The organism is Ventrimonas sp., assembly GCF_048380235.1.
Taxonomy (GTDB): Bacteria; Bacillota; Clostridia; order Lachnospirales; family Lachnospiraceae; genus Brotaphodocola.
This window is the reverse complement of sequence record NZ_DBFCCJ010000038.1, coordinates 57,735-77,034: the sequence shown is the minus strand read 5'-3', so window position 1 is coordinate 77,034 and position 19,300 is coordinate 57,735. Positions and strand designations below refer to the sequence as shown.

Annotated in this window: 15 protein-coding genes; all 15 read right to left on the bottom strand. The window is 50.5% G+C overall.

Annotated features, from left to right (window positions below):
* Positions 1–159: 159 nt before the first annotated feature.
* Entirely contained in the window at positions 160–684 is a 525-nt protein-coding gene (locus tag ACMP1L_RS06550; protein WP_418452411.1) for an adenine phosphoribosyltransferase, read from the bottom strand.
* Positions 685–758: 74 nt separating this feature from the next.
* Complete coding sequence (locus ACMP1L_RS06545) at positions 759–2,030, bottom strand: glycoside hydrolase family 10-like protein (protein ID WP_418452410.1); 1,272 nt, start codon at positions 2,028–2,030, stop codon at positions 759–761.
* A gap of 138 nt (positions 2,031–2,168) precedes the next feature.
* Entirely contained in the window at positions 2,169–3,386 is a 1,218-nt protein-coding gene (gene hemW / locus ACMP1L_RS06540; RefSeq protein WP_118732130.1) for a radical SAM family heme chaperone HemW, read from the bottom strand.
* Positions 3,379–5,193 (bottom strand): translation elongation factor 4, encoded by a 1,815-nt coding sequence (gene lepA, locus ACMP1L_RS06535; protein ID WP_118732129.1) that lies wholly within the window; start codon positions 5,191–5,193, stop codon positions 3,379–3,381. Before lepA ends, hemW begins: the two co-directional genes overlap by 8 nt.
* A 120-nt stretch (positions 5,194–5,313) precedes the next feature.
* Positions 5,314–6,336, bottom strand: a complete 1,023-nt coding sequence (locus ACMP1L_RS06530; RefSeq protein WP_243025541.1) for a stage II sporulation protein P — start codon at positions 6,334–6,336, stop codon at positions 5,314–5,316.
* The gene (sigE, locus tag ACMP1L_RS06525; protein WP_118732128.1) at positions 6,329–7,069 is read right to left on the bottom strand and encodes an RNA polymerase sporulation sigma factor SigE; all 741 of its coding nucleotides are present in this window, start codon (positions 7,067–7,069) and stop codon (positions 6,329–6,331) included. Before sigE ends, ACMP1L_RS06530 begins: the two co-directional genes overlap by 8 nt.
* A 26-nt stretch (positions 7,070–7,095) precedes the next feature.
* Complete coding sequence (locus tag ACMP1L_RS06520) at positions 7,096–7,899, bottom strand: sigma-E processing peptidase SpoIIGA (protein ID WP_177304658.1); 804 nt, start codon at positions 7,897–7,899, stop codon at positions 7,096–7,098.
* Positions 7,900–8,090: 191 nt separating this feature from the next.
* The gene (ftsZ, locus tag ACMP1L_RS06515; protein ID WP_118732126.1) at positions 8,091–9,332 is read right to left on the bottom strand and encodes a cell division protein FtsZ; all 1,242 of its coding nucleotides are present in this window, start codon (positions 9,330–9,332) and stop codon (positions 8,091–8,093) included.
* A gap of 135 nt (positions 9,333–9,467) precedes the next feature.
* Complete coding sequence (locus ACMP1L_RS06510) at positions 9,468–10,196, bottom strand: cell division protein FtsQ/DivIB (protein ID WP_177304657.1); 729 nt, start codon at positions 10,194–10,196, stop codon at positions 9,468–9,470.
* Positions 10,197–10,234: 38 nt separating this feature from the next.
* On the bottom strand, positions 10,235–11,485 hold the full coding sequence (murA, locus tag ACMP1L_RS06505) for a UDP-N-acetylglucosamine 1-carboxyvinyltransferase (RefSeq protein ID WP_418452413.1): 1,251 nt from the start codon (positions 11,483–11,485) through the stop codon (positions 10,235–10,237).
* Between the two features lie 110 nt (positions 11,486–11,595).
* A complete protein-coding gene (locus ACMP1L_RS06500) occupies positions 11,596–12,729 on the bottom strand; it encodes an FtsW/RodA/SpoVE family cell cycle protein (protein WP_118732123.1) in 1,134 nt (377 codons plus the stop codon).
* 10 nt (positions 12,730–12,739) lie between these two features.
* A complete protein-coding gene (gene murD / locus ACMP1L_RS06495; protein ID WP_177304655.1) occupies positions 12,740–14,095 on the bottom strand; it encodes a UDP-N-acetylmuramoyl-L-alanine--D-glutamate ligase in 1,356 nt (451 codons plus the stop codon).
* A 24-nt stretch (positions 14,096–14,119) separates the two neighbouring features.
* Positions 14,120–15,088 (bottom strand): phospho-N-acetylmuramoyl-pentapeptide-transferase, encoded by a 969-nt coding sequence (mraY, locus tag ACMP1L_RS06490; protein ID WP_118732121.1) that lies wholly within the window; start codon positions 15,086–15,088, stop codon positions 14,120–14,122.
* 71 nt (positions 15,089–15,159) lie between these two features.
* The gene (locus ACMP1L_RS06485) at positions 15,160–16,926 is read right to left on the bottom strand and encodes a peptidoglycan D,D-transpeptidase FtsI family protein (protein WP_243025549.1); all 1,767 of its coding nucleotides are present in this window, start codon (positions 16,924–16,926) and stop codon (positions 15,160–15,162) included.
* Positions 16,927–16,984: 58 nt separating this feature from the next.
* Positions 16,985–19,294, bottom strand: a complete 2,310-nt coding sequence (locus ACMP1L_RS06480) for a peptidoglycan D,D-transpeptidase FtsI family protein (RefSeq protein WP_418452407.1) — start codon at positions 19,292–19,294, stop codon at positions 16,985–16,987.
* Between the last annotated feature and the right edge of the window lie 6 nt (positions 19,295–19,300).

Sequence of the window (19,300 nt, the reverse complement as noted above, 5' to 3'; positions counted from 1 at the left end):
AGGTGTTTGCATCTTGAGCACACACGTCCGAATGTGGCGGATGTTAATCCGACACAGGCGAACGCGTGTTAGCGAGAGCAAGCAAACAACGATATGTGAAAATAGAGGAAGGCGGTCTCTTTCACTTCCGGACCTTTATTCAGCTTTGTAACTCAATTTTTATTTGCCCTCATAAATGATTGCGGACTCTACCTTGTATCCGGCAAGGCGCTCCCTGCCTTTTAAGCCTGCAAGTTCCATCACGAAACAGAGCTTTACGACCTCACCGCCCAGCTGCTCGATCAGGCTGATGATGGCCTCGGTGGTGCCGCCGGTAGCGATGAGATCATCTACCACAACAACCTTCTGTCCCGGTTTGATGGCATCTTTATGGATTTCAATCTCAGCTGAGCCATATTCCAGATCATATTTTGCTGTGATAGTCTCACGTGGCAGCTTGCCCTTCTTGCGAATCGGCACAAAGCTCTTGTGCTCTGCGTAGGCAACCGGCACACCAAAGATAAATCCTCGGGATTCCGGTCCTACCACAACATCGTAATCCAGATCTTTTACCATTTCACGAATGTTGTCTATGGCCAGTGCCAGTCCGTCTGCATCCTGCAGGATAGAAGTAACATCGCGGAAAATGATTCCCGGCTCCGGAAAATCCGGAATGCTTACAACATACTCCTCTAACTTTTTCATCTCTCTTCTCCTTTGATCTGAGCGTTCCGAAAACGCTTTATTTGTTCATGCAAAACGGAGCTGTGCTCCGGCTCTTACCGAAATACTTTCATCAGATTCCGCACTTCCTTCTGGCAGGCTTCGTCCTGGAACGAACTGTATTCGTAGAAGCAGTAACCGGATACCGAACCGCTTGCCCGCCCTGCTTCCACCTGACGGCTGATAATATCGTCATATCGTTTCCACTCCGGAATTCCGGTATTATCTCTTGCGTTGCTTCCGGCCTTATACATGGCCAGTCCGATGTATAGCTTTGCATGACCCCTTTTCACCAGGCTGATCCAGGTCTTTAAATTGTTTTCAAAGGCAAACGGTGCCGGGCTGCCGTTAGACAGCTGATGTTCAAAGCCCCAGTAAATCTGCGGCATGATGTAATCCACATAGCCATCATGGGACAGCCAGACGTCAACATCTGCAAACAGGCGGTTGTCACTGCGAAGATGCTCCACATAGCCCTCCGGGCTGATTCCGAACTGTGCGGACGGACGTGCTTCCTTCACTGCATGGTAAACGCCGCGGATCAGCTCATTGACATTTTCCCGTCTCCACTGGGCTATGCTTAGGCTGCTGCCGGAGGCATCGTACTCCGGCTTATCAAACCAACGGCTTTCATTGCTGTTATCCACCTCAGGATAAAAATAATCATCAAAGTGAATGCCGTCTACCGTATATTTCTGTGCAATCTCCCGCACACCATTGATGATGAGTTCCCGTACCTGAGGAATGGCCGGGTTGAAATAATAGGCGCCATTCTGCTTTAACACCCAGCGGTCATTGGACGGATTTCCATCCGTCAGCCATTTTTTCGCCGGATTCTGCTCCGAAACCTGCTCCCAGGTATTGTGATATCCGGTCACCCTGTACGGATTAACCCAGGCATGAATCTGCAGTCCTTTATTATGAGCTGTCTTTACAAAGATCGCAAAGGGATCATAGCCAGGGTTATGTCCCTGGGTTCCCGTCACAAAACGGGACCACGGAAAGTACGATGACGGATACATGGCATCCGCATCCGGGCGTACATGCACGAATACCGCATTCATCTTCAATTCCACACAGCGGTCCAGCATCTTGTCGACCTCCCGCTTAAAGGCTTCCTGATCGGCCGGCATTTTTTCCCAGTCCAGATAGGAGATCCATACTCCCCGCAGTTCATCGGATCGGATCACCGATGCCACCGGTGCGGCCAGGACAGTAAGCATGCCAGTCTGTACAAGCAGCAGACACACCGCCAGCAGGCACACTGCCCGCTGTAATCTCAGGCGCAGCTTTCCTGACGCCTGATCTGTATTCTTTCGTATCAGCATTCCAGTCCCTCCCGGATGTCTTTCCAAACGGGTTGTTTTCACATTCCCGCATTCCTTTATTTACCATTATATTTATAAACAGTATAGCAAAGGAGTCCAGAAAGAACAAGGAAACAAATCCTTAAGAAAAACCGTCAGTTATCGGTCCAGCAAAAATTCACTTAAGACCACATTGCTGACATCGATTCCAAGCTCAGTCAGCCGGACCACAGGCGCCTCCACCTCAATGAGTCCCTGCTTCTCCAGTTTTTTTAAGGCATCACCATATACATTCCACATATTCTGCCCGAAGCGGTCCAGAAATTCACTTCCGGATACCCCCTTCATCATGCGAAGACCCACAAACATAAACTCTTCCATCTTGTCTTCCAGAGTAAGTTCCTCTATGTCACGTGCTGCGGCTCCGCCCTCATAGAGGTTTAAAGAAAGATATTCCTGCAGGTCTTCGGTATTATGATAGCGGTAGCCGTAGGTATAGGAGGAAGCGCCAAGGCCGAGCCCCAGATACTCCACACCGGTCCAGTAGCCGGTATTGTGACGGCATTCATAACCTTTCTTCGCATAATTGGAAATTTCATAACGCTCATAACCGTGCGCTGCCATCATCTCCCTGGTCAGATGGTACATCTCCCGGTCCGTATCCTCATCCGGAAGATCCGGCAGCGTCATGACTGCCGCGCGGGCTGCTACTTCTGCTGCCGTCTGTGCTCCACAGGCGCAGCTTCCCTGCGGCTCGCCGAAGCGCTCATAAAACAGGGTCCCCTCTTCAATGATAAGGCTGTAAGCGGAAATATGTTCCGGTCTCAGCATCATGACCTTTTTTAAGGTATTTTTCCAGGAATGCACATCCTGTCCCGGCAGGGCAGACATCAGATCTATATTAATATTCTGAAATCCCGCCTGCCTTGCACGCTGATAGCTCTTTAAAAAAGAGTCGTAGGAATGAATCCTGCCTAAATATTTCAGTTCCTTATCGTCCGCAGACTGCAGACCGATGCTTAAACGGTTTACGCCGCTCTGACGGTACACCTCCAGCTTTTCCATGGTAAGCGTGCCGGGATTGGCCTCCATGGTAATCTCTGCATCCAGAGAAATATCGAAGTTCTCATGCAGTGTGGCAAACAGTTCCATGATCAGATCTGCCGGAAGCAGCGACGGAGTACCGCCGCCCACAAAGATCGTGGACACACGATACTCCTGAAAATTCGGACCCTGACCGCAGATTTCTTCCATCAGCTTGTCCATATAGTCCCGATACACCCTCTCCGGCGCCGCAAAGGACAAAAAATCACAGTAGGCACACTTGCGGGCACAGAAGGGAATGTGAATATAAAGTTCCAGTTCTCGTTTATTCATCGTCTAATTTCAGAACACTCATGAATGCCTTCTGCGGGATCTCTACATTGCCCACCTGACGCATCCGTTTCTTTCCTTCTTTCTGTTTTTCCAGAAGCTTTTTCTTACGGGAGATATCACCGCCGTAGCACTTCGCCAGGACATCCTTACGCATTGCCTTAACCGTTTCGCGGGCAATGATCTTACCGCCCACCGCTGCCTGGATCGGGATCTCAAACAGATGGCGCGGAATCTCCTCCTTTAACTTCTCGCACATCTTTCTGCCGCGCTCGTAGGCAGAATCCGCATGCACGATGAAGGACAGGGCATCCACCTCTTCCTTGTTGATGAGAATATCCAGCTTCACCAGTTCAGAAGTCTCATAGCCCTTCATGTCATAATCAAAGGACGCATAGCCCCTGGAGCGGGACTTCAGTGCATCAAAGAAATCGTAAATGATCTCATTTAGAGGAAGATCGTATTTTAAGAGCGCTCTCGTCTCCTCAATGTATTCCATGCCATGATAGATACCGCGGCGTTCCTGACACAGGGTCATGATAGCGCCTACAAACTCGGTGGTAACCATGATCTCCGCACTGACGATCGGCTCCTCCATGTACTCGATCTCGGTTGGATCCGGCAGGTTGGACGGATTGGTCAGCTCGATCATCTCACCATTTTTCTTATGAACACGGTATACTACACCCGGAGCCGTGGTAACCAGATCCAGGTTGTACTCACGTTCCAGACGCTCCTGAATGATTTCCAGATGCAGAAGACCCAGGAATCCGCAGCGGAAGCCAAAACCGAGAGCAATGGAGGTCTCCGGCTCAAAGAAGAGGGAGGCATCATTTAACTGCAGCTTTTCCAGAGCATCCCGCAGATCGTTGTACTTTGCTCCATCTGCCGGGTACAGGCCGCAGTAAACCATGGAGGTTACCTTCTTGTAGCCCGGAAGCGGCTCTGCGCACGGACGGTTCGCGTCAGTGATGGTATCACCCACGCGGGTATCTTTCACGTTCTTGATGCTGGCTGTGATGTAGCCAACCATGCCGGCACTCAGCTCATCGCACGGAATAAACTGGCCTGCACCGAAGTAACCAACCTCAACCACCTCTTCCTGTGCTCCTGTTGCCATCATGCGCACCAGCGTACCTTTCTTTACGGTTCCCTCTTTGATACGGCAGAATACGATAACACCCTTGTACGGGTCGTACAGAGAGTCGAAGATCAGGGCCTGCAGAGGTGCCTCCGGGTCTCCCACCGGAGCCGGGACCTTGTGAACGATTGCTTCCAGCACATCTTCCACATGCAGTCCTGTCTTTGCAGAAATGCGCGGCGCGTCATGGGCCTCAATGCCGATCACATCCTCGATTTCATCCGCAACCCAGTCCGGGCGCGCACTTGGCAGATCAATCTTGTTGATGACCGGGAATACATCCAGGTCATGATCTAATGCCAGATACACATTTGCCAGGGTCTGGGCCTCAATCCCCTGTGCAGCATCCACTACAAGGATTGCGCCGTCACAGGCGGCCAGGCTTCGGGACACCTCGTAGTTAAAGTCTACATGACCCGGAGTATCGATCAGGTTAAAAATATATTCTTCTCCGTCTTTTGCATGGTAGACGGTGCGGACAGCCTGGGACTTGATGGTAATGCCACGCTCCCGCTCCAGATCCATGTTATCGAGTACCTGTGCCTGCATCTCGCGGCTGGTCAGAAGGCCGGTCATCTCGATGATACGGTCAGCCAGAGTAGATTTGCCGTGGTCGATATGGGCGATGATACAGAAGTTGCGGATCTTGCTTTGGTCCATTGATGCCATGTATTTATTTCCTCCAATAACGTATAAGGTCTAGTTTGTCAATTTATTATGATATCATTTTTTCAGGTTCCTTGCAAGAGCGTATCGCTGTGGTTTCTGCATGTGTGAATTCCTGCATGTCTATTTCTGCGTCACCGGATCGAGCACCGTATCCACCACCTCTGCCAACAGCTCCATGGCATTCCACACCTCCTCTTTCGTGTTGGTCTGGGCTCCGGCCTCGATCAGAGAAGATCTGCCCCGCAGGTGCAGGTTGTAGCGCAGCCCCTTCAGATAAATTTTCCTTGCAAATCCCGGATATCGTCCACAGGCCAGCTGCATCTGAAAACAAAAGGCAAGGTTTTCCTGCAGATGCGGATTGGGCAGATAAGCGATCTCGCCCTCCGGCGTGCGGCTCATACCCTGAAAAAACATGATCTGGGCCGTAGGCTTTCCATTAATATTCTCCGTCAGCCGCACCGAATCTGCCACACCGTCCCGGTGCAGATCCAGCACAACCTCGATCGTCGGATGTGTCTGTAAAATCCCCTGCACGCCTTCCAGGGCATAAGTATAGGCACGGCTGCGTTCCAGCTTTCCTTCTTTCCGGTCATAGGCTGTAGTGTCATGGATCACATTCCAGCCACGCTGACGCAGCAGCTCTGTCAGATAGGTTCCGGCTCCCACTACATCCGCGTCCGTATTCTGCGGTCCATAATCCGCATAGGTTTCGCTGGCATGGGTGTGGTATATCAGGATCTGAGGCTCATCCGGATTTTTCGTCAGTCCTACATCGGTTTCCAGAAGCCTCTCCGCCTTCATGAGGCTGCGTTCTGCCGTGGTGGAAGCATGCACGCTGAAATACTGCTTCATGAGATAGTCATAGTCCTGAAGGCGGGCCAGGGATGCTGCAGAAAGCATGTTTTCGGCACCGGCCTGCACCGCTTCTGTTCCATCCGAAGCGGTATTTTCCTTTTCTTCTGTTTTCTCCGCATAGGAAAACAGGTATCCGTACCGCTCGTACGCATACCTGTATGTCTCGTAAACCGCATAAGCCGGATCTTTCCGCACGGATTCTTCTTTTTGAAACCGCACTGCCGGATATCGAAGCTGCAGGCACAGCGCCAGAAGTCCTCTTAACACCCAGACCAGCAGATTACTCAAAACGGACAATTTCCTTTTTCAGACGTTTCATGATTTTCTTTTCCAGACGTGAGATATAGGACTGTGAAATTCCCAGGCGGTCTGCCACTTCCTTCTGCGTCATCTCTTCATCCTCCGCATTCTTTAATCCGTAACGCAGCTCAACAATCGTTTTCTCCCGTGGGCTCAGGCGGTCGATCGCAGATTTTAACAGCTGGCGTTCCGTCTCATCCTCCAGTCCCCGGTAGATTATGTCATCATCTGTTCCGAGAATATCCGACAACAGCAGTTCATTTCCATCCCAGTCCACATTCAGCGGTTCATCAATGGATACCTCCGCCTTCATCTTGCTGCTGCGGCGCAGGTACATGAGGATTTCATTCTCAATGCAGCGGGATGCATAGGTGGCCAGCTTGATATTTTTCTCCGGATTAAATGTGTTGATGGCCTTGATCAGTCCGATGGTGCCGATTGAGATCAGATCTTCCACTCCCACCGCCGTATTATCAAACTTCTTTGCTATATACACTACAAGCCGCAGATTATGCTCAATTAAAAGAGCTCTGGCTTCCTTCTCCCCTTCCGTTCCCAACCGGGAGATCATTTCCGCTTCTCTTTTGCTTTCCAGAGGAGGCGGAAGAATATCTGCCCCGCCGATATAATGGACTTCACCCTTTTTCTGCCACAGCATTGTGGTAAAGGAAGAAACTGCCTTAAACTGAAAACGATTTGGTACTGAAACTTTCATGATCATTTTTCCATCCTCCCGGTCCTATCTTATCATTCTCCATGCAGAAGCATCTCGTATTGATGCCGTACAGATAACGGTGTTTCACTGATCGCCACCCACGGGTGCTCCAGCACACGGATTTTCTCTCCCCGCTGCCGCACTTCCATCCTTTCCATGCGGACGGCAGGCAGAATCCCGTGTTCATTTCCTACTGAGCAGAAGGGAATATAAATCACCTTGAAAACCGGTTCAGGAAACTCCGGCCAGGCATTCTTTTCCAGAATATGGACTGGCTGGTGACCGTACGGCTCATACAGCTGATTTCCTGTATCCAACAGTGCCAGAACTGTTTTCTGTTTTCCCTGGTAATGCAGCGTCACTTCATACAGACTGCTTCGCAACGTTATTCCATTCTTAAGGAACACTGTTCCCGTCCAAAGCATTCCTCCCGCTGCGCTGAGTGCAAGTCCAAACTCCCGGAAAGTCCAGGGTGTCAGCTCCCAGGCACGTTTCGTCGCTTCCAGCGCTGCAAATACACCGCCGCTTAAAACCGCTGTAAGCCCCAGTACGGTAACCCGCCGCAATGTTTCTAAAAGGCTGCAGCGGCCAAAAGCCACCTGCGTCATCAGCAGGGCCGGGATTGCAAGTTCCAGAAGAATCCAGACCGGAAGCGGAAGTTTGGGAAAGAATACCAGGACACATCCGACTGCGGCCCCCACAGCCGCCCCAAGAAACAACCGTCCTTTTCGTCTCCTTACCGGCTCCCGCAAAATCATCCCGGTAAGAAACAGCAAATACAGATCTGCGGACAGATTCACCAGAAAAAACAGATCCAGATACAGTGTTTCTGTCATGCTACCATGTCCTCCTGCCAGCATGAGCATTACGCTGATAATCATTCTCACTGCTCATGTTCCCCATTATAATCATTCCGAAGGAAAAATTTTGTCAATCTGACAGAAACAATCCGTATTTTTGAACGACAAAAAAAGACAGAAAGCCAAATCTGGTTTTCTGTCTTTGTCGATTTTGTTTGAAAGATGGATTATCTCTTATTCTTTAAGAAATCCGGGATATTGATCTGAGTCTGGTTTAACGGACGGTAAGAACCCTGACTCGGTGCAGCAGCCTGTGTGGAAGCTGCCTGCTGTACAGCCTGCGTCTGAACCGGCTTTACAGTCGGAGCCTGAGCATGCAGCTGCGGTGCAGCCTTCGGTGCAGTTGCACCTGCCTCAGCAGCAGCGGTGCGGCTCTGGGTGTTTAAGTTTAAGCCGGATGGCATTTTCGGCTTAAAGCTGCCAAACTCAGCCATAGCCTTGTTAACCGGAGTGCTTGCGTGAGCATCCAGACCAGTTGCGATAACGGTGATGGTTGCCTCATCCTGAGCGTTCTCGTCATACATAGCACCAAAGATGATGTTTGCGTCATCTCCAGCCAGCTCCTGAACATAGCTTGCAGCCTCGTTTGCCTCGATCAGGCTGATATCGCCGGAAATATTGATGATAACATGGGTAGCGCCCTCGATGGTGGTCTCTAACAGCGGGCTTGCTACTGCCTGCTTTACAGCCTCAACCGCCTTATCATCACCCTTGGCATGGCCAATGCCGATGTGAGCGATGCCCTTGTCGGTCATGACAGTCTGAACATCTGCGAAGTCAAGGTTGATCAGGCCAGGTACATTGATCAGGTCGGTAATACCCTGTACTGCCTGCTGAAGAACTTCGTCTGCCTTCTTTAATGCGTCCGGCATGGTAGTTCTGCGGTCAACGATTTCAAGAAGTTTGTCATTCGGAATTACGATGAGGGTGTCCACGCTTGCCTTTAAGTTTTCAATTCCGGACAGTGCGTTGCTCATACGTGCCTTTGCCTCGAAACGGAACGGCTTGGTTACAACACCAACAGTCAGAATGCCCATGTCTTTTGCGATCTTTGCAATAACCGGAGCTGCACCGGTACCGGTACCGCCGCCCATACCGCAGGTGACAAACACCATGTCAGCACCCTTGATAGCCTGTGCGATTTCCTCTGAGCTCTCCTCTGCTGCCTTCTGTCCAACCTCCGGCTTTGCGCCAGCGCCTAAGCCCTTGGTCAGCTTCTCACCGATCTGCATGGCAGTCGGAGCCTTGCAGAACTGCAGCGCCTGTTTATCTGTGTTGATGCCGATGAACTCCACACCCGCAATATTCTCATCTACCATGCGGTTTACTGCATTGTTGCCGGCACCGCCGACACCGATCACAACGATTTTTGCGGAGTTCTCCGCTTCATTTATCTTAATCTCTAACAAGATAATTCCTCCTTAACTTCTTTCATTGGCCTTATGTAACATTTTTGTAATATCATATAAAAAACTAGTCTATGTAATACTATAGGTGATTTCCATAAAAATATCAACCGTTTTTTTCGCAATGAGCCCAAAAAACTATCCCCTCGGTTTGAAGGTATACATGGGATTTGTCTTGGTTTCATCGTAAGTATCCAGATACAGGGTACCGCTTTTTCCTTCCAGCTGCGGGAGCATATCTCCAAGCTCCGCGATCTTACCGTTGAGCCCGGCACTGTTTCCCAGGATCACCTCAATATCTCCCATATAAAGAGTCGCATCTCCAATGCTATTGTACTGAATCTTGTCCACACTCAGTCCATAAATAGAAAGAATCTGCGTGAGATTTAAGATTTCCTCAAATATGCGGTCGCTTTCCACAGGAAGCTTCTGGTAAAGGACGATATGACCGAACTTCAGTCCTGTGATCCAGGGAATGCCAGGGAGCTTTTTGCTGGCACTTTCCACGATGATACCGTCCTTATCAAAATACATATAACTGCTCATATAGGACACATAGCCCACCACACTCTTTTCGTAGACAATGATCTCCGCACGTGACGGTCCCTTAAACACCAGCTTGTAATCCTCCACAAACGGAATCTTCTCATGTTTTCCAAAGTGCTCCCGCAGATAAGTAAATACCGTACTGCGGCTTACATCGTCCGGAAAAACCAGACTGATCAGCTGTTCATCCGTATATTTTTCATTGCCTGTCACAGTGATCTCCTTCAGCTTGATCGAGCATATTCCCGCCATAACTGCAATCAGCAGAAGTACCACCACAGCCAGGATCACTGTTTTCTTCCTGCCTGATCCATATTCCATCTGTTCTTTTCTCCTATCCTCCTGACGCATCCGCTGCTTCAGCCGATCAGGCTGATACGCGCCCCGGCTCCCGCCAGGTCACTGCGGATATCCTCGTAGCCGCGGCTGATATGCTCATACCCGTCAAGAAAACTGGTTCCGTCAGCAGCAAGTGCAGCCACCGCCAGCGCAGCACCTCCGCGCAGGTCTTCTGCCGCCACACGGGTGCCTTTTAAGGCATTCACACCATCCACAACCGCAAGTTTGTTTTCTATTATAATATGTGCCCCAAGTTTCTGCAATTCTTTTGCCACGCAAAAACGGTTTTCAAATACGTTCTCCTGAATCCTTGAGGTTCCATCCGCAATGGAGGCTGCAGCCATCATCACAGACTGCATATCTGTGGGGAACTCCGGGTAAGGTCCGGTCTCAAGACGGATCGGATGCGGGCGCCCGCGCATGGATACCCGGATTCCCTCTTCTAAACTTTCCACCGTGGCCCCCATCTGCCGGGCTGTCTCAATGGTCCGCTCCATATGACCAGCCGGAGCCTGTTCCAGAAACACCCGACCGCCTGCGCACAGCACCGCTCCCAGATAGGTTCCTGCCACGATCCGGTCTCCCGGAATAAAAAAGCTGGTATCCTCAAATGTGGATGTTCCGCGGATCTTTATCACGGAAGTGCCTTCGCCCTCCACCCTGACACCCATGGCACGCAAAAAGCCGCACAGAATTTCTATTTCCGGCTCCCGGGCTGCCCCGGTCAGAACCGTTTCGCCTCTGGCCCCGGCAGCTGCCATCAGGATGTTTTCCGTAGCTCCTACACTTGGATATGGAAGATGGATTCTGGCTCCGCTCAGTCCGCCGGATGGGCAGACTGCCCGGATCATGCCATTTTGTTTTTCCACCGAAGCCCCCAGTGCCGTTAATCCCAGAAAATGCAGATCCACCGGTCGTCTGCCAATGCGGCAGCCCCCCGGCAGACTGGTCTCCACCTGTCCAAGACGTGCAAGCAGCGGTCCAAGAAGCATGACCGAAGATCGCATCTGTCCGGCCAGTATCTCCGGGATCCTGGCTCCGCTCAGAGATACTGCCGAAATCACCAGACGGTTTTCCTCCATCCGGCAGTCTGCCCCCAAAGCGTTCAAAATCCCCAACATACAGAAAACATCCTGTATTTTGGGGACATGCTCCAGTACCGTGGTTCCGTTATGAAGAAGAGATGCTGCCATAACCGGCAGCACCCCATTCTTGGAACCCTGTATTTTGATGATTCCGTCCAGACTGTATGATCCTTCTATCCGAAGCACCGACAAACCACGTTCCCTCCCGCACACAATTTTCACGAATTCCTTCTTTCATATCTTATGTACCCTGGAAACCATCGGTTCCTGCAGTCTGCATATCTGTTTTTTCTGTTTTACCGTTCCAGCCGGATCTGATTGGATACGCCAAGTACCATGCCCATCTCCATCATCAGAAACAGTACCGAAGTGCCCCCGTAACTGATAAAGGGCAGCGTGATTCCCGTATTCGGAATCGTGTTGGTTACTACTGCGATATTTAAAACGACCTGGATCGCGATATGGGCCATAACGCCTACCACGATCAGGGCCCCCAGAAGATCCGGCGCATTATTCGCGATCAGCATGAACCGGTAAATCATAAACAGGAAGATGAGGATGACGGAAACAGCTCCGAACAATCCAAGTTCCTCACAGATGATCGAAAAAATCATATCATTCTGTGCCTCCGGCACAAAGCCCATCTTCTGGATACTCTCGCCCAGTCCCTTGCCAAACAGACCGCCGGAGCCGATGGCATAAAGTCCCTGGAGCACCTGGTATCCGCCATCCATCGGATAGCTCTCCGGAGACAGCCATACATGGATACGGCTCAGCTGATACGGCTTCAGGAGCTTGATCTTCTCAAGAAAAATTGCCAGTGGACCGGCCGTGACGACTGCAAGCATCGCCAGACCTCCGCAGGCATAAAATGGCCACTGCTTTTTACAGGCCACAAACAGCATCACAAAGGCAATTCCCATGATGATGATACCGGAGCTTAAGTTGTTTGCCGCTACAATGCCGGCAATCGGAATGGCCAGCCCCATAACCCGGAACATATTGTTCCATTCATTGACCTTTGCGCCCATCCGGGTGATCAGCACGGCCAGGAAAATGATCAGGGCTATCTTTACAAACTCGGTCGGCTGGAAGCTCAGGGAGCCTACGCCCAGCCACCGCTTTTTGCCGTTTACCTCTTTACCCACCAGAGTAACAGCGATCATCAGCACATAAGACAACATATACGCGAAGATGGAAAATTTCGCATACCAGTGATAATCCAGTTTGGAGATGAACAAAGCCAGGACCAGACCTCCTGCCGCAATCTTAAGCTGGCGCATCATGAAATAACCGGCATTGTTGTATTTTAACTGTGCCGTGTAGGAGCTGGCGCTGTAGATCATGACCAGTCCGAACACCGACAGAAATATGATACAGAACAACAGACTGTAATCATAAAACCGTTTTGGCCGGTTTTTCTTTGCCATACCAATCCTCCTACAGGTTTCTTACGCATTCCTTGAAAATTTCGCCGCGCTGCTCGTAGTTGTCAAACATTCCCCAGCTTGCGCAGGCCGGAGACAGAAGCACATTATCTCCCGCATTGGCATAAGCAGCACAGACACGTACTGCCTCTGGCATATCCTCTGCATACATGATATCCGTAAAGCCGTGGCTTCTTGCACACTCCGCAATCTTGTCGCGGGTCTGACCGATCAGCACCAGGTATTTTACCTTATCGCCAAATGCTTCAATCCACTCATCGTATTCACTGTGCTTGTCATAGCCGCCTGCGATCAGGACAGTCGGTCCCGGCATGGCTCGGATTGCCTGGATCGCCGCGTCCGGGTTGGTTCCCTTGGAATCGTTGTAGTAACGGACTCCGGAACGCTCCAGAACAAACTCGATACGGTGCTCAACGGCCTTAAATTCCTTTACTGCTTTTCGGATCAGGTCCATCGGCACGCCCATGCGGATGCTCATGGCTACTGCTGCCATGACATTCTCGTGATTGTGCTTGCCGAGAAGCTGCATATCCGTCTTTACGTTTAAGACTTCCTCTTTTTTGCCGTCATGTGCATAGATCATCATGTCACCGTCTAAGTACATGCCCTCTTTTAAGGTCTGGGTGCTGGAGAAGAAGATGACCTTCGGTTTCAGATCCTTCTTCTCGCCAAACTCGCGCAGTACCTTGTCATCGTAATTCAGCACAATGCAGTCATCCTCTGTCTGGTTGACCGCCACACGCTCTTTCACTTCGATATAATTTTCCATGGTTCCGTGACGGTTTAAGTGATCCGGCGTGATGTTCAGGATAGCGCTGACATTTGGATGAAAATCCATGATGGTCTCAAGCTGGAAGCTGGAAACCTCCGCCACGGTCACAGACTTTTCGGTCGTGTCCAGGGCCACATCGGTATACGGAATGCCAATGTTTCCTACCACAAACACCTCGTTGAAAAATGTCTTCATGATAGCACCGGTCAATGCAGTTGTAGTCGTCTTTCCGTTGGTTCCGGTAATGGCGATCAGCCTGCCCTTTGCCACATGGTATGCCAGCTGGATCTCACTCCAGATCGGGATTTTGGCCTCATCCAGTACCGGTACAAACGGAGCATCCAGCGGAATGCCCGGACTGATGATGGAAAGCTCTACGCCTAACAGATCCGGTCTGGTAAGCTCTCCCAGAACAACGGTAACCTTTGCGTCTTCCTCAAAATTTTCTTTGATCTTCTCCGGATCCAGTTTGTCGTTGCCGTCATAAAGCACGACCTCACCGCCCATGGCAAGAAGAAGCTTTGCTGCTGCGATACCGCTCTTGCCGGTACCTGCCACTAATACTTTCTGACTCATCTCATATACCTCCTGTTCTTCCGATTATAATCCTAAGTATGCCACCAGACAAAGCAGCGCGGTAACAATGGAAAAGACTGCGACCACCCGGGTCTCAGACCAACCGCCCAGCTCGAAATGATGATGGATCGGCGCCATGCGGAAAATGCGTTTTCCGTGAGTCGCCTTAAAATAAGACACCTGCATGATAACTGACAGCACCTCCACCAGGTAGATCAAACCAATGATGGGGATGAACAGCGGAATCTGCATCATGAATGCGCTGGCTGATACAAAACCGCCCAGAGCCAGGGAGCCGGTGTCGCCCATAAATACCTTTGCCGGATAAACATTAAACAGCAAAAAACCAAGCAGGCTGCCTACAACCGCTCCGGTGATCGGGCTGATGCCGCTGTTTTCTCCAATGGAAATAATGGTTAAAAATGTTGCCACCAAAATGGTCACACTGGTGCAAAGACCATCCAGACCATCGGTAAAGTTCACGCCGTTATCGGTTCCGAGAACCACGAAGAATACAAACGGAATGAACAGAAAACCAAGATTCAGATAAAGTCCGTGCTCAAAGCCGCCGGTAAATGGTACCAGCATGGAAGTGCCAACCTCACCTGAGCACACCAGGTAGTATACAAAAATGCCGGTGATGATAAATTGTCCGATCAGCTTCTGAACCGGATTTAAACCCTCTGAACGCTTCATCACGATCTTGATGTAATCATCCAGAAAGCCGATAACGCCAAAGCCCACGGTCATGAACAGCACCGGAATGATGCGCGGATAATCGCGAATATATAACAGGGATGTGATCACTACAGCAGTCAGGAATACCAGACCGCCCATGGTCGGTGTTCCCTGCTTTTTTAAATGTGCCTGAGGTCCGTCTTCCCTGACCTGCTGCCCGAATTTCAGCTTATGCAGAAACGGGATCACGATCGGGCAGAGGATCGCGCTGACTGCAAATGCGATGATGATCGCAAGAATAGTTTCGTTAATCATGATACTCTCCTAAATTCCTTATGTATTTTTGACATATTCATAAGTATACGTCTTTTCGTTTGAATAATCAACTAAAAATGGCTCTCTCGCCGGATCCCCAGATACGGCAGAATGTTCTGAAAAATATCCGCGATCACAGGAGCTGCAATGGTTCCGCCATAATAGATGCCCTGAGGCTCATCAATGGTGATCAGAGCGATCACCTGCGGATCGTCCGCCGGTGCAAAGCCCACAAAGGAAGAAATATATTTTTTCAGGCTTCGCGGCAATTTTTCAGAGGTAGCTGTCTTTCCGCCTATGTGAAAGCCTGACACCGCCGCCTTTTTTCCGCTGCCCTCCGCCACCACCTGTTCCAGCACGTAACGCATGGTTTTGCTGGTCTCCTCCGAAAGGATCCGTTTTCCCTCCGGGTAAGAAAACCTATGGAGAAAGCTTCCATCCGCCGCCACTGCCTTCACGCCAAAATGAGGTGTAATCCGCACGCCTCCATTCACAATGGATGCTGCCGTGGTGATCAGCTGAATGGGCGTAATCTGAAAAGACTGGCCAAAGGAGACTGTGGCCAGCTCCACCAGCCCCATGTTTTCTTTTTTGTGCATGATGGTGGAGGCTTCTCCAGGCAGATCGATACCGGTTTTCTCCCGCAGTCCGAACTGTTCAAAATACTGACAGTACCGGTCAATGCCAAGACGCTGTCCCACATCGATGAACACCGGATTGCAGGAGTTCATGGCCCCCTGCAGAAAGGTCTCCTCTCCATGTCCGCCCACCTTGTGGCAACGGATCTTCCGGTCCTCCACAACCCGAAAGCCAGGGCAGGAAAACCGGTCTGTCAGCGCCACAGCACCAGCCTCCAGGCCTGCTGCCGCAGTAATGATCTTAAAGGTAGACCCAGGCTCGTAGGTATCATTGATGGATGGATTTCTCCACATCTGATTCAGGCGTTTCTGTTTTTCCTTTGCCGAAAGCACTGCTGTCTCTTCTGTATTTAATGTGAACGGATCGTTGAGATTAAATTCGGGTACATTGACCATTGCCAGGATTTCCCCATTCTGAGGATCCATGACAATAACAGACACCCGTTTTGCGCTTTTTTGTTCCATAACCGTAAGTGCCGCCTGTTCAGCATATTGCTGGATATTTACATCCAGGCTCAGGTATAGATCTGCCCCGGCCACTGGTTCGATCCGCTCCTCAAACGCATTTTCCAGCTCCACTCCGGCCGCATCCGTCATAGTGAGGATAGTTCCGTTCTTTCCTTTTAAGATGGATTCATATGCAGCCTCCAGGCCAATGATTCCCTGATTATCTCCTCCGGTAAAACCAAGCACCTTCGAAGCAAGACTGTCAAAGGGATAGGAACGCCTGTAATCCTCATCCACCTTCACGCCTGCCAGATGCAATTCCCGGATCCGGTCGCCAGTCTCCTTATCCACATTCGTACGGATGATTTCACGGGAGCTGCGTTTTTCCACTTTTTTCCGGACAGAATCCTCCTCTGTCCCCAGAATTTCACAGAGACTTTGAATGACTGTCTCCGGATTTTTAATCTGGTTATGGATCACGGAAATGGTGCAGACAGTCCGGTTGGCTGCGATCACCGTTCCATTTCGATCCAGGATCCGGCCTCTGGCCGCCTTGATTGAACGTTCCCGCTGATGCAGCTCTTCTGCCATCTCACTGTAATGGTCCGCCCGGTACAGCATAAGAAACACAAGCCGCCCAGTCAGCCCTGCCATACAAAAACACAGCAGGCCAAACAGGACGGCTATCCGCTTCCGGTGATGCGTCAGGAACGTGCTGTGGTTTCCATGCTGCACAGACAGCAGTTTTAGCATTCCCATACCAGCTCCTTAAAGCAGTCATTATTCTATTGTATGAGATATCCGGATCTTTTTATTCTCCTGCAGCAGATGTTTCACTCATGGTTTCCCGCTCCGGCTGGTTTTCCTGCGCGCCTGTCTCGTTCTGATCTGCCGTCTTTGCAGAAGTCTCTTCGCTTCCGTTACTGTTCTCCGAAGCAGATGTCTCCGAAACCGTCTGAGGCGGAAGCACATAGCTGCCTCCATTCTCTCCGTCTTCTGTACTCTCCGGCACATCCTCCGGCAGATCAGAATCATCACCCGGCTCAATATATTCTTCGGTCTCATATACCTTCGGCTCTTCCGGTGTCTCAGTTTCTGAAGTCAGCCCGCTGTTGTCAGTGATACCCTCTGCCTCCGGAAGCTGCGCAGCCGCCTCATTCTGCTGTGTCTCAAAGTCTACAGATGGGAATACATTCAGATATGGAAGAATATCTCCCATGATTTTTGAGAACACCCCGCTGGCATAAGTACTGTGCGGCTGATCCTCCACGTGCGGAGTATCTATCGTTACGTACACCAGCACCTGCGGATCGTAAGCCGGCGCAAAGCCACAGAAGGAAAGCAGATAATTCTTCGCGGAACGCGGAATTTTCTCTGCCGTACCAGTCTTTCCGGCAATCTCATAGCCTTCTACAGCCGCTGCCTTACCGGTTCCCTCAGAAACTGTGCGGAACAGCGCATCCTTGATAAAGTTGCTGGTCGACTCGGATACTGTTTCCCGGACCAGTTTCGGTTTTACTTCCTTCACCACGGAACCCTGTTCATTTAAGATCTGCTTTACCACATGAGGCTCATAATAAGAGCCTCCGTTGATCACAGAGCAGTAGGCTGCCGCCATCTGGATCATGGAACAGTTATAGTTCTGTCCGAAGGAGTTGGTCGCCAGGTCCGCAGAGTTCATCTCGCTGGCACTTCGCACCAGTCCCTTCGCATCTGCCTCACCCGGCAGGTCGATACCGGTCTTCTGGCCAAACCCAAAGGCTGTCATATAGCGGGTAAACGTGGTTGCTCCCATCTTGGCCGCAATCTGCATCATGGCATCATTGCAGGAAACCATCAGGGCCTCCGCCGCAGTCAGCATACCATGTCCGCCCTTCCGAAAGGCTGTACACTTAATCTGATGTCCCGCCACCTCCTGATAGCCATCGCAATAGAAGGTATCATTCGGAGAGATCACACCCTCCTCCAGAGCTGCCGCAACCGTAAAGATTTTGGACGGAGAACCAGGCTCAAAGGTATCACTGATATCATAATTCCGCCATTTCTGGTTCCAGGCTACCTGAAGGCCAAAAGAACGAATCTCATCTGCTGAGTAATGCTCCGGGACCTGATCGGTGGTGATGGTGCTGCCATCTGTTTTCTTATGCTGGCGGTTATACGTCTGCATAGCCTCCTTTAATCCGTATGTCCGCAATTCTTCTTCACTGCAGCTGTCTGCTGCGCTCCTCGGGTTATTCAGATCAAACATGCTATTGTTAGCCATAGCCAGGACTTCACCATTGTTGGGATTCATAACCATAACGCCGATATGCTCGGAACCCGGATCTGACATCCACTCATTGATGCGCTTTTCCACTGCGTTCTGGATATTCACATCAATTGTGGACACTATCGTATCTCCGTTCTCTGCCGGTTTGATGACACGTTCCAGGTTGGAATCATCATTCAGATAACCATATTCCCGGCCATTGGTACCTACCAGTGAATCATTATAGGACTGTTCAATACCGCCGTTTCCCGTGCCGCCATCGCTGGTCGCAAAGCCGATCACATTACAGGCCAGGGAATTATAAGGATAGATCCGTTTAAATTCATCTTCAAACCAGATTCCCTTGACACGGGCCTTTGAATCCACCTTGGCATTGGCCTTATTGGTATCAGACTGGTACTGTTCGAACGCTTCCTTCTGGTCATAGGAAAGCTGTTTCGCATAACGCAGATACGCCTTTCCGGAATTATCCCGGATCAGATTTTTCATCTCAGTCTCATCATAATCAAACACCGTGACAAGTGCCGTGACCGTTGCGTCCAGATAATCTGTTTCCGCCGACATGATCTGCTTCGGGTCAATGATCAGATTATATACCTTCTCCGTAGTTGCCAGATATGTGCCGTTGCGGTCTACGATATCGCCCCGCCGGTACGGCAGCACACGGCTGTCATACTGCTGCTGGGACAGCACGATCTGGTTGTAGCTGTCCTGCTTTGTGGTAATGATGTGATACAACACATAGATTAACGCAAACAAAGCCAGCGTAATCACAATAACTGTGATCGCCAGCTTTTCCTGCATATATCTCGTGAAGATCCGGCGTGCACCGGATCTTCGCTTCTCCCCCATCCTTGA

Bases quoted from the DNA above. Each gene is read 5' to 3' on its own strand.
- ACMP1L_RS06550 (WP_418452411.1), bottom strand. From the start codon at position 684: ATGAAAAAGTTAGAGGAGTATGTTGTAAGCATTCCGGATTTTCCGGAG.
- ACMP1L_RS06545 (WP_418452410.1), bottom strand. From the start codon at position 2,030: ATGCTGATACGAAAGAATACAGATCAGGCGTCAGGAAAGCTGCGCCTG.
- hemW (WP_118732130.1), bottom strand. From the start codon at position 3,386: ATGAATAAACGAGAACTGGAACTTTATATTCACATTCCCTTCTGTGCC.
- lepA (WP_118732129.1), bottom strand. From the start codon at position 5,193: ATGGCATCAATGGACCAAAGCAAGATCCGCAACTTCTGTATCATCGCC.
- sigE (WP_118732128.1), bottom strand. From the start codon at position 7,069: ATGATCATGAAAGTTTCAGTACCAAATCGTTTTCAGTTTAAGGCAGTT.
- ACMP1L_RS06520 (WP_177304658.1), bottom strand. From the start codon at position 7,899: ATGACAGAAACACTGTATCTGGATCTGTTTTTTCTGGTGAATCTGTCC.
- ACMP1L_RS06510 (WP_177304657.1), bottom strand. From the start codon at position 10,196: ATGGAATATGGATCAGGCAGGAAGAAAACAGTGATCCTGGCTGTGGTG.
- ACMP1L_RS06500 (WP_118732123.1), bottom strand. From the start codon at position 12,729: ATGGCAAAGAAAAACCGGCCAAAACGGTTTTATGATTACAGTCTGTTG.
- murD (WP_177304655.1), bottom strand. From the start codon at position 14,095: ATGAGTCAGAAAGTATTAGTGGCAGGTACCGGCAAGAGCGGTATCGCA.
- mraY (WP_118732121.1), bottom strand. From the start codon at position 15,088: ATGATTAACGAAACTATTCTTGCGATCATCATCGCATTTGCAGTCAGC.
- ACMP1L_RS06485 (WP_243025549.1), bottom strand. From the start codon at position 16,926: ATGCTAAAACTGCTGTCTGTGCAGCATGGAAACCACAGCACGTTCCTG.
- ACMP1L_RS06480 (WP_418452407.1), bottom strand. From the start codon at position 19,294: ATGGGGGAGAAGCGAAGATCCGGTGCACGCCGGATCTTCACGAGATAT.